The 12,404-nt window shown below is 62.1% G+C and carries 13 protein-coding genes; 2 read left to right on the top strand and 11 right to left on the bottom strand.

The window, feature by feature from the left end:
- Nucleotides 1-107 precede the first annotated feature (107 nt).
- From CVE41_RS11530 to CVE41_RS11490, 9 genes are all read right to left on the bottom strand, one after another.
- Nucleotides 108-803 carry an aspartate/glutamate racemase family protein gene (locus CVE41_RS11530; RefSeq protein WP_100260787.1) on the bottom strand — a complete coding sequence of 232 codons (696 nt, stop codon included), beginning with the start codon at nucleotides 801-803 and terminating at the stop codon, nucleotides 108-110.
- A gap of 76 nt (nucleotides 804-879) precedes the next feature.
- Nucleotides 880-1,857, bottom strand: coding sequence for an alpha/beta fold hydrolase (locus tag CVE41_RS11525; protein ID WP_100260786.1), 978 nt, complete (start codon nucleotides 1,855-1,857; stop codon nucleotides 880-882).
- A complete protein-coding gene (locus tag CVE41_RS11520; protein ID WP_100260785.1) occupies nucleotides 1,854-2,852 on the bottom strand; it encodes an SO2930 family diheme c-type cytochrome in 999 nt (332 codons plus the stop codon). Before CVE41_RS11520 ends, CVE41_RS11525 begins: the two co-directional genes overlap by 4 nt.
- A gap of 2 nt (nucleotides 2,853-2,854) precedes the next feature.
- Nucleotides 2,855-4,039, bottom strand: a complete 1,185-nt coding sequence (locus tag CVE41_RS11515; protein WP_100260784.1) for a parallel beta-helix domain-containing protein — start codon at nucleotides 4,037-4,039, stop codon at nucleotides 2,855-2,857.
- A 56-nt stretch (nucleotides 4,040-4,095) separates the two neighbouring features.
- The gene (locus CVE41_RS11510) at nucleotides 4,096-4,437 is read right to left on the bottom strand and encodes a hypothetical protein (RefSeq protein WP_100260783.1); all 342 of its coding nucleotides are present in this window, start codon (nucleotides 4,435-4,437) and stop codon (nucleotides 4,096-4,098) included.
- A gap of 3 nt (nucleotides 4,438-4,440) precedes the next feature.
- Nucleotides 4,441-5,964, bottom strand: a complete 1,524-nt coding sequence (locus tag CVE41_RS11505) for an NAD(P)(+) transhydrogenase (Re/Si-specific) subunit beta (RefSeq protein WP_232725681.1) — start codon at nucleotides 5,962-5,964, stop codon at nucleotides 4,441-4,443.
- Entirely contained in the window at nucleotides 5,964-6,248 is a 285-nt protein-coding gene (locus tag CVE41_RS11500; RefSeq protein WP_006833497.1) for an NAD(P) transhydrogenase subunit alpha, read from the bottom strand. The genes CVE41_RS11505 and CVE41_RS11500 overlap by 1 nt, the downstream gene beginning before the upstream one ends.
- Nucleotides 6,249-6,276: 28 nt before the next feature.
- The gene (locus CVE41_RS11495) at nucleotides 6,277-7,401 is read right to left on the bottom strand and encodes an NAD(P) transhydrogenase subunit alpha (protein ID WP_100260782.1); all 1,125 of its coding nucleotides are present in this window, start codon (nucleotides 7,399-7,401) and stop codon (nucleotides 6,277-6,279) included.
- An 11-nt stretch (nucleotides 7,402-7,412) separates the two neighbouring features.
- Nucleotides 7,413-7,538 (bottom strand): aa3-type cytochrome c oxidase subunit IV, encoded by a 126-nt coding sequence (locus CVE41_RS11490; RefSeq protein WP_100261500.1) that lies wholly within the window; start codon nucleotides 7,536-7,538, stop codon nucleotides 7,413-7,415.
- A gap of 186 nt (nucleotides 7,539-7,724) precedes the next feature.
- Between CVE41_RS11490 and CVE41_RS11485 the strand changes: the two genes are divergently transcribed.
- Nucleotides 7,725-9,140 (top strand): sigma-54-dependent transcriptional regulator, encoded by a 1,416-nt coding sequence (locus tag CVE41_RS11485; protein ID WP_100260781.1) that lies wholly within the window; start codon nucleotides 7,725-7,727, stop codon nucleotides 9,138-9,140.
- A 129-nt stretch (nucleotides 9,141-9,269) separates the two neighbouring features.
- Nucleotides 9,270-10,052, top strand: a complete 783-nt coding sequence (locus CVE41_RS11480; protein ID WP_100260780.1) for an SDR family oxidoreductase — start codon at nucleotides 9,270-9,272, stop codon at nucleotides 10,050-10,052.
- On the opposite strand, the gene folP is transcribed toward CVE41_RS11480, so the two are convergent.
- Together folP and CVE41_RS11470 are read right to left on the bottom strand one after the other, a co-directional pair.
- Nucleotides 10,049-11,164: a dihydropteroate synthase gene (gene folP / locus CVE41_RS11475; protein WP_100260779.1), complete on the bottom strand. Its 1,116-nt coding sequence runs from the start codon at nucleotides 11,162-11,164 to the stop codon at nucleotides 10,049-10,051. The two genes, CVE41_RS11480 and folP, sit on opposite strands and share 4 nt — an antisense overlap.
- 139 nt (nucleotides 11,165-11,303) lie before the next feature.
- Nucleotides 11,304-12,278: an HWE histidine kinase domain-containing protein gene (locus CVE41_RS11470; protein ID WP_157799498.1), complete on the bottom strand. Its 975-nt coding sequence runs from the start codon at nucleotides 12,276-12,278 to the stop codon at nucleotides 11,304-11,306.
- Between the last annotated feature and the right edge of the window lie 126 nt (nucleotides 12,279-12,404).

Genomic DNA, 12,404 nt, shown 5'->3' with positions numbered 1-12,404 from the left:
GCCAAGGCTTAGGTCAGCCGAATCCGCGCGACAACGTGAACGAAATGGGAACTTGCCCGCTTATCGGCGAAAAGCGACGCTGCGTGCCAAAAAACGGCCGATGCCGGTCAATTGTCGGCGAGCATCCATTCCGCAGCGGCGCGGCAGTGGATATCGGTGGAATCGAAGACGGGCAGCACATTCGCATCCGTGTCGACCACCATCTCCAATTCGGTGCAGGCAAGGACGATGGCTTTCGCGCCTTCTTTGTCCTTGTTGGTGATGATTGTCTTTAGCGCTCGTTCGGCAGACCGCGTGACCCTGCCGAGCATCAATTCCTTGTAGATGATGCCATCGACCAGTTCCACATCGCCCGGATCGGGCGGCAGCAGGTCGACGTCATGTGCGACGAGGCGCTGGCGATAGAAGCTTTCTGTCATCACGAAACGCGTCCCGAGCAAGGCCGCATTGTTGCAATTGGCCTTCTTCATTGCTTCGCCGACACTGTCTGCAATGTGCAGGACGGGAATGGATAACCCTTCGGCCACGCGGTCGTAGACCTTGTGCATGGTGTTGGCGGCGATGATCATGCCTTGGGCACCGGCACTCTCCAGGCGGCGGCCGCTTTCGACGAGCAAGGAAGCGACCGCATCCCAGTCATCGGCTTGCTTGGCCTTGGCGATCAGCGAATAGTCCAGGCTTTCGATCAGTAGCGGCGCGCTCGACATGAAGTTGGAGCGGCGCTGGATTTCCTTGTTGATACGTTCGTAATAGGCGCGGGTCGAAACCCAGCTCATGCCCCCGATGAGACCCAATTTGCGCAAGTAAGCGCTCCTTCCCGTTACCCTGTTACCACCGCATGATGCGACTTGTGTTTCAACGCCCTAGAACGGACGTGCGCTATTGCGGTTCCTCGGTTTCGGTGTTTCGGGTGGAGAGATTTTCGGCCAGCCATTCCGACAGATCGGCAGCGCTGCGCTCCGGTGTTTCTTCCATCGGGATGTGGCCGATCCCGTCATAAGCGACGAGCGTGGCGTTCGGGATATTCTCGGCATACCACTGGCCGCCAGCGAAGGGCACGAGCGCATCCTCTTTCCCCCACATCACGAGTGTAGGCACCGACATCGTTGCGGCCTGCTCGGCGGTGAAGCCTTCGCGCGGAGTCCCGAACCGCTTGCGTGTCGCAGCCCGATTTCCCGGATAGCGAGCCATTTCCCAATAGCGATCGATGGCCGCATCGGTGACGACAGCCTGATTGGAAACACTTTGCGACAGGCTCTTCGCTACCAGCGAGCGCGGGAGCACCTGGCTTAGCCCGGTTCCGACCACCGGCATGGTTGCGAGCTTGAAAGCGAGGTTACCCGAACCCTCGCGCTCGATGGGTGCACCCGACGCGTCGACCAGCACCAGACCATCGAGGCGCTCCGGGTCTTCGAGTGCATAGGCCATTGCGATCCAGCCACCCATCGAATTGCCGGCAAGGGTAAATGTGTCGAGCGCAAGCGCATCGGCTACCGCGTCGACGTCCGCTACGAATGCGGCCCGCGTGAACTCCGCATCCGGCGCCGCACCGGTTAGGCCGTGACCGCGCTGGTCGTAACGCACGACGCGGTAGTCTTCCCTGAGGATTTCAGCCCAGGGTTGCCACGTATGCAGATCGGCGTTCGAGCCGTGCAACAGCACGATAACGGGCGCGTCGCGCGGTCCTTCGTCGCGAACGTGGATTTCACGTCCGTCGGCAAGCGTCACTGCTTGCGATGGAGCAGAGCCATATTTGGCCCACATCTCGTCGCGGTCAGTGTCAGGTGTGCGCAAGAAGAGGAATGCGATCACCCCGATGACGAGGACTGCGGCGAAGATCCGAAAAACCCATTTCACTGCGGCATCTCCTCGATCCAGCGACGCACAGCATCGGCGCCTTCTTCGTCAATCGTCGCCTTGCCAAGTTCCGGCATGGCTATCCCGGGTTCATTGCTGAGCATGCGATGAAGAAGGATTGATTCCTGCGGCTTTCCGGGCACCACGTCGAAGAGCAATCCTCCGGCGCCGCGGCCGGCAGCTACCGGTCGCTTCATGATGCCGTTCGCATGGGGGTCGTCTTGCTCCCAACGCAGATCCAATCCGCTATTCGAGGCGGTCGCGCCAGGGCGGTGGCAATGCGCGCAGTTCACATCCAGAAAAGCTCGCGCAACGGCCGCCGTGCTCGACTGCGCACGATTTTCCCAAACCGGCAGCGTATCCGCGCCCTCCGGAAGCACGCCGAGATTGGCCGACAGCCATTCCTGAGAAAGATTACGCGCCTTGGGTCCGATCGGAACAACTGCATCGTTTAGGCCGTGGCATTCCTTGCATTGGTTCTTGTTGGGCACGCGGTAACTGATTTCTTCGCCCTGGGGCGTCGTGACCGGGACGCGAGCACCGGCGATAGCCAGGCGGGCCTCCGTCTGTTTTTCGTTCCACACATAGGGAAGTGCAAGCCATCCTTCCGCGCGGTGCAACAGGACGCGGGTTTCGATCAGTCGGCGCTCGTCACCTTCGCCAAATGCAAAGGTCTTGATCAGGGCGGTGCCGACCGGAAAATCGATCAGGCCTTCCCCGTCCGGCTGCATCTTCGTGCCCTGCGGCACGTAGACGAAACGAAGCTTTTCCGCTCCGTCCGAATAGAGCGGTGTATTGAGGCGATAGGGGATCACGCCGAGCGTCGGGATCTGGGCATCTGCATGAATGAAAAAGCCGAACTCCTCCAAGGTTCGCGGCAATGCCTTGCCCTGGATTGCCGCATCGGAGACTTCTGGCGCCATCCTGCGCGCTTCGACTGCCGCGGCAGAGGCGAAGGCGAGCACTGCGCAGAGAAAGACGCTGAGGTGCTTCATGATTACAGGCGAGTGTCCAGTTCCGCCGGCGCACCGATGCCGCTGCGGTCGAAGCTATCCGCAGGCGCATCGACCGTCATCAGGCCGGGCTGCGCACCGCCCAGCCCCTTACCCGCTTCTGTCAGGTTGAGGCTCCAGCCCATGGTGCCCTCTGCGGCCACGAGCGAACCAAGGCCATCCCACAGCACGGGAGGCAATTCGCCGCCGAATGCCGCAAGCAGCATCTCTGCACCGTCGAGCTGCGGATCGTAACCGCCGCCATCGAACTGGTTCGGCCCGACCACGACCTCGCGCGGCAACGGATTGTAGCGATCGTCATCATAGGGCTGAGTATAGGCGATCACCATGACCGGAGCGGTCGGGTTGCCCGAGAGGATATTGTCCTCGATCAGGACGTTTTCGTTGGCCATCACCATGATGCCGGTGCCGCGGCGCACCCCGGCAACGATATTGCCAGGAGGCGCGAAATTGGGCGTGTCGTTGGCCACCACGAGGTTGTTCGCAACGACAACATTTCCGCCGCCCATTACCGGCAGGTTGGGAAGATCGAAGACGAGGATGCCACCCGTATTGCGCGTGGCGATATTGTGTTCGACCAGCGCGTTGCGGCTGTTTTCGATTTCAATCCCCGCCACATTCGCCTCGGCGATCGAATTGCGCACAGTGATCCGGTTGGATTGGCCGACATAGATACCGGCATCGCTCGCCCCGGTCACTTTGACACCATCGATCAGCACGCCCGTGCTTTCGACCGGATAGATGCCGTAGGCGCCGTTTTCCGGATGAGGCCCCCGCGTCCAGGTAACGCGGATGCGGTGATAAACGATATTGTCGGCGCCCTTCGACTTCACGCCGTCGCCCTTTGGGTTTTCCAAGGCGAAATCACGCATGGTGACGTTGTCCGAAGTGACGAGAAGCCCCTCGCCCGCGCCCTGTTGACCGGTGAAGTCCAGAACCGTCCCGTCCATCCCTGCACCGCGCAGGGTCACGCCGTCGACATCGAGACTGAGCCCGTCGCTCATCGCATAGCGGCCGGCTTCCAGCACGATCTCGTCGCCGGGCTGGGCAAGGATCAGCGCTTCCTGCAAGCGCTCCTGGGCGTTTTCTCCGGGCGATATCGTGTGGGTTTCCGCAAGCAGCGGAGTGGCGCTGGCGAGCAGCGTGGCGACAAATGCGGTGCGGATCATGTGTGTCTCCCTCTCGGCCCACATAGTGCCGCTATCGGGAGCTATTGCAAGCGTCTCTAACGCGTCGTGAACGAGCAGATTGCCGCCGAGGTGCCGACGACCTCGATCGCTTCGGGATCATCCACACGGCGCAGGCGCTCAAGAAATTCGGCCATATTGAGCGGCACCGCGCTTTCGCCGTCGCGCGCCTGGAGGTTCTCCAGCTTGCGCAATTGGTTGAGCGACAGGCGCTCCGCCATGCGGGTGCCCATGCAGGCTGCCACGGGCTGCGAGATACCCTTGTTCACCAGCACGCTCTCGATGCGCCCCGCCGTCACGCGCTCGATCCCGCCAAAATAGCCCCAGGCGAACAGGCCGAGGATAGCGACAAGGGCGATGCCGATGATTGCTTTACGCATAGGTTAGTCGAGCGCCTTCACGATTTCCTCGACCATCTTCTTGGCATCGGACAGCAGCATCATAGTCTGGTCCATGTAGAAGACGTCGTTGTCGACACCGGCATAGCCCACGCCCCCCATCGAACGCTTGATGAAGAAGACCTGCTTGGCCTTGTCCACGTCGAACACGGGCATCCCGTAGATTGGGGAAGATTTTTCGGTCTTGGCCGCGGGGTTCACCACATCGTTCGCGCCGATGATGAAGGCGACGTCGGCCTGCGCGAATTCGCTGTTGATGTCCTCCAGCTCGAAGACGTTCTCGTAAGGCACCTGCGCTTCGGCGAGCAGCACGTTCATGTGGCCCGGCATGCGCCCGGCAACGGGGTGGATGGCGTATTTCACCTCGACGCCCTTTTCCTCCAAGATGTCGGCCATTTCGCGCAGCGCGTGCTGCGCCTGCGCCACCGCCATGCCGTAGCCCGGAATGATGATGACCTTTTCCGCCTGTTCGAGCATGAAGGCGGCATCGGCCGCGCTGCCCTGCTTGTAGGGGCGCTGCTCCTTCGCCTCGCCTCCGCCCGCGCTGGCATCCGCACCGAAACCGCCCGCGATCACGGAGATGAAACTGCGATTCATCGCGCGGCACATGATGTAGCTCAGGATCGCGCCCGAAGAGCCCACCAGCGCGCCGGTGATGATCATCGCCGTATTGCCGAGCGTGAAGCCCATCGCGGCCGCCGCCCAGCCCGAATAGCTGTTGAGCATCGAGACCACGACCGGCATGTCCGCCCCGCCGATGGGTATGATCAGCAGGAAGCCGATGAGGAAGGCCAGAACCGTCAGCGCGACGATCAGCGGCATGGTCTCGGAAGGTCCGGCCATGGCGAAGAGCGCCGTCAGCACGATGATTGCCGCCAACACGCCGAGATTGATGATATGGCGTGCGGGCAGCAGGATTGGCGAACCGCTCATCCGTCCCGACAACTTGGCAAAGGCAATGACCGAGCCGGAGAAGGTGATCGCTCCGATCGCGATGCCGAGGCCCATCTCGATCTTGGAAACCGCACTTATGTCGCTGCCCGGCAAGAGCAGGCCAAAGGCCCCCGGATTGAGGTAAGCCGCCCAGCCCACCAGCACTGCGGCAAGACCGACCAGTGAGTGGAAGGCTGCGACCAGTTCGGGCATTGCGGTCATAGCGATGCGGCGGGCGGTTATGAGGCCGATCACCGCGCCTATTGCGATGGCAACGAGGATCTCGCTCATCGACGCCCAGTCGGGTCCGGCATCACACAAACCGAATTCGCCGCACATCTTCTCAGGAATGTGCGTCAGCAATGTCGTGACTACCGCGATCAGCATCCCGATCATGCCGAAGCGATTGCCCGCTCGGCTGGTCGCTGGCGAGGACAGGCCGCGCAGCGCGAGGATGAAGAACACACCCGAAACGAGGTAGGCGAGCGCCACCCACGGGTTCACGGGCACGCCAGTCGAGGCGGCAGCGGGGGTCGCGAGCAGCGCAAAAGGCGCGGCGAGGAGAAGGCGACGCATCACTTCTTCTCCTTCTTCTTGTACATCGCGAGCATTCGCGCCGTCACCGCGAAGCCGCCGAAGATGTTCACGGATGCGAGCACGATGCCGAGCAGCCCCAGCCACTTCGCCCCCGGCACATCCGCCGCCGCCGCCGCGATCAGCGCACCGACGATGATCACCGAGGAAATCGCATTGGTCACCGCCATCAAGGGCGTGTGCAGCGCGGGCGTGACCGACCAGACCACGTAGTAGCCGACGAAACACGCCAGCACGAAGATCGAGAGGATTGAAATGAAGTCCATTATCGTGACCCCTCCCCGGGTCGGGTGATTACTGCGCCGCCAACCTCTCGTTCACGACCTTGCCGCCCTGCGTCAGGCGAACGGCGTCGCCGATTTCCTCGTCGAGGACAGGCTTTCCGGCCTCCTCATCCCAGAAGGCAGACAGGAAATTGTAGAGATTGCGCGCGAACAGCGCCGAAGCGTCGGCTGCCAGATGCCCGGCCGTGTTCGAATAGCCGATGATCTTCACGCCGTGCTTCTCGACAGTCTGGTCGGGCTGAGAGCCTACCACATTCCCGCCCTGCGCCACCGCGAGGTCGAAGATCACACTACCCGGCTTCATGCTGGCGATCTGCGCGTCCGAGATCAGGCGCGGCGCATCCCGACCCGGGATCAGCGCTGTGGTGATGACGATGTCCTGCTTTGCGATATGGCTGGATACCAGCTCGGCCTGCGCCTTCTGATATTCCTCGCTCATTTCGGTGGCGTAACCGCCCGAACCTTCGCCCTCGATGCCAGCCACATCCTCAACGAAAACCGGCTTCGCGCCAAGCGACATGATCTGCTCTTTCGTGGCGCTGCGCACATCGGTGGCCGAGACCTGCGCGCCGAGGCGCTTGGCAGTCGCAATCGCCTGAAGTCCGGCAACGCCCACACCCATCACGAACACCCTGGCCGCCTGCACCGTACCGGCCGCGGTCATCATCATCGGGAAGGCGCGGCCGTAGACATTCGCCGCAGTCAGCACGGCCTTGTAGCCAGCCAGGTTCGACTGGCTGGAAAGGACGTCCATGCTCTGCGCGCGCGTGATGCGCGGCATGAATTCCATCGACAGCGCTTCCAGTCCCGCCTTGGCATAGGCTTCGACGCGCGCTTTCTCGCGAAAAGGATCGAATGTCGCGGCGACCCACGCACCCGGCTTCGCACCCGCAAGTAGCGCCACATCGGGAGCCTGCACCCCGAGCACGATGTCGGCGCCATCCACGACTTTTGCCGCTGGGGCCACTTCGGCCCCGGCGTCACGATAGGCTTGGTCGGTGATGGAGGCGCTTACCCCTGCGCCTTCTTCGACCGCGACATCGGCCCCAAGTGCGATGAATTTTTTTGCCGTTTCCGGCGTCAATGCGACGCGGCTTTCGCCGGCGTCTCTCTCAGCCAGAACAGCGATCCGCATCTAGTGCGCGCTCAACCGGAGATCAGGATGACGACGATCGCAGCTATGATCGCAATTACGGGAATTGCCCACTTAAGCATTCCGATGAAAGAGCCATAGGTCTTGCTATGCGCTTTCATGTCGTTGCCCGGTTCCATACTCAGTCCCTCAAATGTTAACTCATTCCACGAACCCCTAGAGCGCTGATTAATCTTCGACAAGTGCCTGAATTCCCCGATCCACCGCCGAATTACAGGCTTAATCGCCCCTTTACCCATTTGCGATAGACCCTTCGGCAGCGAGCCCGCGATCATGCGAGCGCGCCTGAAGGAGTATGCGGGACAATGGCGAGTCAGGAAGGCCGTCTTCTCATGCTGATCGACGACGAACCGGCGCAAAGCCGTCTCGTCACCGCCCTCGCCGCGCGCGAAGGGTGGCGCACTTTGGTGGTCGAAAGCTGCGAAGAAGCGCAAAAAACCCTGTCCTCGAAAGAGGGTGCCCAGATTGGTGCCGTCCTGGTCGACCAATGGGTGCCGGGCGACAACGCCTGCAATTTCATCCGCTCCTTGAAGGCTGACAATCCGAATATTCCCGTCATGATGCTCACGGCGAGTACTTCGCCTTTGCTGGCGGTCGAGGCCATGCGCGCAGGCGCCAACGATTACCTGATCAAGCCGATCGCCCCTGAACGCTTTCTCTCGGCCTTGCGCAGCGCAACGCGTCGCGAAGCGCCAAAGGACGAATTGCAGCCCATGACGGAGAAGCTCTCCGAGGTGCTGGACTTCGATGCCATGGTCGGCACCGCAGCCCCGTTCCGCACCGCGCTTGCCAAGGCGGCAACCGCAGCGCGTGGTCATGGGCACGTGCTCGTCGAGGGCGAGACAGGCACCGGCAAGGAAATGCTGCTTCGCGCCATGCATCAGGCGTCGACCCGTTCGAAGGCGGCCGTGCGTCTGGTCAATTGCGCAGGCATGCCTGCCAATTCGCTGGAATCGCTTCTGTTCGGCCACGAGAAAGGCGCCTTCCCGGGCGCTTTCGACAAGCAGATCGGGCTGATCCAGCATTGCGACGGTGGCACCTTGATGCTCGACGAGATCGACCGGATCGATCCAGCGATCCAGGAGCGGCTGGCCGAAACGCTGGAGACCGGCATCGTGCGTCCCACTGGCGCGTCGCACGGTTTCAAGGTCGACGTTCGCGTTTTCGGTGCAAGCGACGTTCCGCTCGACATACTGATCGAGAACGGCGAGTTCTCCGAAGCCTTACGCGACAAGCTGTCCGCGACCAGCATCTATCTCCCGCCGCTGCGCGACCGATTGGGGGACATTCCCGCCCTCACCCGCTATTTCCTCTCGCGGATTGCCGAACAACCCGGGCTCAAACACCACTCGATTGCCGATAGCGGCCTGTCGCTGCTGGAAGCCTACGACTGGCCGGGCAACGTTCGCCAGCTCCAGGCTGTGCTCTTCCGCGCCTCCGTTTTCTGCGATGGCGAGGCCCTCACTGCCGAAAGCTTCCCGCAGCTTGCCGAACTGCTCGGCGATGGACACCGCGGTGAAAGCCGCGCTCGCGGGCTCGGCGTGCTGCTTTATCAGGACGATGGCAACCTGCGACCTCTGGAAGAGATCGAGGCCGACATCATCCGCCTGGCAATCGGGCACTATCGCGGGCGCATGACCGAAGTCGCGCGCCGCCTCGGCATCGGCCGCTCGACCCTCTATCGCAAGCTTTCCGACCTCGGCATCGACAACGCTGCGTGATCTGCTAGAAAGCGGGTCGAACCGAACGGGAGTAATTCAGGTGAACAAGGGACACCGCTGAGGCGGAACGACTGTCCACGCGGCTGCAAACGCGGCCCGAATTGCATCTGAATTTCCCGAGGTAACACCATGCAAAAACTGAATGAGAAACTGTGCGTCGTCACCGGCGGCGCACGCGGTATCGGCAAGGCCGTCTGTGCAGCTTTCAAGGCCGAAGGCGCGCGCGTCGTGCTGACCGATATCGACGACGCAGAAGGGCGAAAAGCCGCCGATGCGCTAGGCTGCGAGTTCGCCCGGCTAGATGTCGCGAGCGAGGCGGATTGGGACGCCTTTGCGCACGCTTTCCCGGCCATCGACGTGCTGGTGAATAATGCCGGCATCACTGGTTTCGAGGACGGCCCTGCCGCGCACGATCCGGAAAACGCCACTCTTTCCGAATGGCGACGCGTCCATGCGGTCAACACCGACGGTTGCTTCCTAGGCTGTCGTTATGCCCTTCGCGCGATGAAGGAGAAGGGTGCGGGCTCGATCATCAACATGTCCTCGCGCTCCGGCCTTGTCGGCATTCCGGGCGCGGCAGCCTACGCGGCGAGCAAGGCGGCGATGCGCAACCACTCGAAGTCGGTGGCGCTCTATGCCGCACAGAACGGCTGCGCGATCCGCTGCAATTCGATCCATCCTGCCGCCATCCTTACCGACATCTGGGAGCCGATGCTGGGCGACGGTCCCGATCGCGATGCGCGCATGGCGGCCCTCGTTGCCGATACGCCCCTGAAGCGCTTCGGCACGGTCGAGGAGGTCGCCGCTCTGTGCGTCTACCTCGCCAGCGACGAGAGCGGCTACATGACCGGCAGCGAACTCACGCTCGACGGCGGATTACTGGCAGGCTCGGCAGCTTCTCCGGGTAGCTAACCCGGCAGGTCGCTGAAGTCGGTCAGTGCTGCGTCCCTGAGGCCGCGCCAGACGTTGCGCGCCTGCACGGTTTCAGGGACGTCGTGCACCCGCACCACCTGGGCCCCGCTCCGCATTGCCTCGAGCGCAAGGGCAACGCTGCCACCTAGGCGCTGTTCAACAGGCGCCTCCTTGCTCAGCGCACCGATCATGCGCTTGCGGCTGGCACCGAACAGGAGCGGGTGCCCGAGCGCATGGAACATCGGCAGGGCGTTGATCAGGGCGAGATTGTCTGCCAGCGATTTGCCGAAGCCGATCCCGACATCGAGCATGATGTGCTTCGCCTCGATCCCCGCCTCCAGTGCGGCGTCACGGCGTGCTCGAAGGGCATCGAATACGTCGAACACCACCGCGTCATAGTCGCCACCAGCGTGAAGGTCCTCGCCCCCGGCACCCGGCGCATGCATCAGCACCACCGGACACCCGGCAGCAGCAACCACTTCGACGCTGCGCGGATCGTGCTTGAGACCCGACACGTCGTTGACCAGATGCGCACCGGCCCCCAGTGCAGCCTCCATGACGGCGGCCTTGCGCGTATCGATGCTAATCGCGGCCCCCATCGCTGAACACGCCTCGACCGCCGGTACCACGCGAGCGATCTCATCGCCTTCCCACAGTGGCTGCGCACCCGGCCGCGTGCTTTCGCCGCCAATGTCGATGATGGCCGCGCCGGCCTCGAGCATGGCGGCCGCGACTTCGCGCTGGACGTCGGGCTTGTCCATGAACTCGCCGCCGTCGCTGAAGCTGTCGGGCGTGACGTTGAGGATGCCCATGACCTGCGGTTGGTCCAACGCGACCGCTCGGCTTCCCAACTGCAAGGGCGGATGCGCCAGCGTGAGGTTGGCCCACTGGGCCTCGGCCTCTGCGCCCAATTCGTCGGGCAAGGCGCCCATGACTTCGTCGATGGTGTCGACCGAGGCGAGAAGCCTTTCGACGACCTCCCCGTCACGCCGCAGGATCACGGCGAAGCGGCTGGCGTAAACCATCGTCCCGGCAAGCCGGATGGCATTGCCATGTTCCGATTGTGGACCCGGGGCGAAACCGACAGGGCGGATATAGACGCGATCACTCATCGTTCAGCCTTCTAGCAGCGAAGCTAAAGGATGGAACACATGGAACACGGCCTTGGGAGAGAAATCTGCAACCCCGTAAATTCGTCGATCGTCAGCTCATGTGCCCCGAGTAATGTGGGCCACGGCAGTATGACAATCTTCAGACGAGCGTGTGCAGGCAGATATCGCATTCGACGCCAGCTGCAGGAAACCGCAGGTCGACTCTGCCGGCCGATCCGATCGCATCTGCAATCAGGCGGGAGCCGAAACCATCCTCGTGGACAGCCTCGACCCTGGGGCCGCCTTCCTCGCGCCAGGCAATGTCGAGCGCGTCTCCATTTGCGGAAATGCTGACAAAAACCCTACCATCCGAATTCGAAAGTGCGCCATATTTCAGCGCATTCGTGACAAGCTCGTGGAAGACTAGAGCGAGTCCCTGACCGGCGGCGCCGGAAAGCTCCTTGTCGCCACCCACCTCGATTTCAACCCTCTTCTCAAGGCTCGGAAACGCTGCCAGCTCCGCTTCCAGTATCGCGCGCGATGTGAGGGTTTCGGAAGCATCGCTGACCATCAGGCGATGACTTCGAGCGAGAGCTTCGACGCGCCCCTCCAGCGATTTTGCAAATCCTGCGATGTCGTCCGCCTTGCGCGACGACAATCGCACGATCGACTTGATCACCGCCAGCATGTTGCGAACCCGATGATTGAGCTCTTCGGTCAGGAGCGTGAGCCGGTTTTCGCGCTGCTTGGTATCGGTGATGTCGATCACGTGACCGATCAGCTTGGCCACCTTGCCATCCGGTCCCATCAGCGGTCGGCCCGAGGCGCTGATCCAGCGTAACTCCCCGTCATTCTTCCGAATGGCACAGTCGAAGGACCAGACTTCGCCCTTCTCGATAGCAGCCTGTTGCAGGTCGTGGACCAACTGACGTTGCTCGGGGACGACGTGTTCGATGAACTTGTCATAAGTCCATTCGTCCAGCCGTTCCTCATATCCGAAAATCGCGTCGTGATGCGCGTTGCGCAGTGCGAGACCGCTGCTCACGTCCAATTCCCAGATGCCGATATGGCCGGTCTGAAGGATCAGCCGCAGGTGGTCGGCGCTAAGCTCTTCGAATGGCTTGAGGTCGGGCATCTGGTCGTCAAAGTTATCATATGTGGAGAGGCTGTCACGCGAAATCGGGCGGTGTGGTCCAGGCACCTCGCGAACGAAAATCGGGCGCCCCTTCACAGGAGCGCCCGTTCCAAATTCTTGTCCGAG

Origin of the sequence: Qipengyuania seohaensis, from assembly GCF_002795865.1 — a bacterium.
Classification (GTDB): Bacteria; Pseudomonadota; Alphaproteobacteria; order Sphingomonadales; family Sphingomonadaceae; genus Qipengyuania; species Qipengyuania seohaensis.
Note: the sequence above shows the minus strand (reverse complement) of the source record. Positions and strands in the feature narration are given on the sequence as shown.

What these genes read in the sequence shown, in the direction of transcription:
- CVE41_RS11520 (WP_100260785.1), bottom strand. Translation starts at nt 2,852, where the DNA reads ATGAAGCACCTCAGCGTCTTTCTCTGCGCAGTGCTCGCCTTCGCCTCT.
- CVE41_RS11515 (WP_100260784.1), bottom strand. Translation starts at nt 4,039, where the DNA reads ATGATCCGCACCGCATTTGTCGCCACGCTGCTCGCCAGCGCCACTCCG.
- CVE41_RS11510 (WP_100260783.1), bottom strand. Translation starts at nt 4,437, where the DNA reads ATGCGTAAAGCAATCATCGGCATCGCCCTTGTCGCTATCCTCGGCCTG.
- CVE41_RS11505 (WP_232725681.1), bottom strand. Translation starts at nt 5,964, where the DNA reads ATGCGTCGCCTTCTCCTCGCCGCGCCTTTTGCGCTGCTCGCGACCCCC.
- CVE41_RS11500 (WP_006833497.1), bottom strand. Translation starts at nt 6,248, where the DNA reads ATGGACTTCATTTCAATCCTCTCGATCTTCGTGCTGGCGTGTTTCGTC.
- CVE41_RS11495 (WP_100260782.1), bottom strand. Translation starts at nt 7,401, where the DNA reads ATGCGGATCGCTGTTCTGGCTGAGAGAGACGCCGGCGAAAGCCGCGTC.
- CVE41_RS11490 (WP_100261500.1), bottom strand. Translation starts at nt 7,538, where the DNA reads ATGGAACCGGGCAACGACATGAAAGCGCATAGCAAGACCTATGGCTCT.
- CVE41_RS11485 (WP_100260781.1), top strand. Translation starts at nt 7,725, where the DNA reads ATGGCGAGTCAGGAAGGCCGTCTTCTCATGCTGATCGACGACGAACCG.
- CVE41_RS11480 (WP_100260780.1), top strand. Translation starts at nt 9,270, where the DNA reads ATGCAAAAACTGAATGAGAAACTGTGCGTCGTCACCGGCGGCGCACGC.
- folP (WP_100260779.1), bottom strand. Translation starts at nt 11,164, where the DNA reads ATGAGTGATCGCGTCTATATCCGCCCTGTCGGTTTCGCCCCGGGTCCA.
- CVE41_RS11470 (WP_157799498.1), bottom strand. Translation starts at nt 12,278, where the DNA reads ATGCCCGACCTCAAGCCATTCGAAGAGCTTAGCGCCGACCACCTGCGG.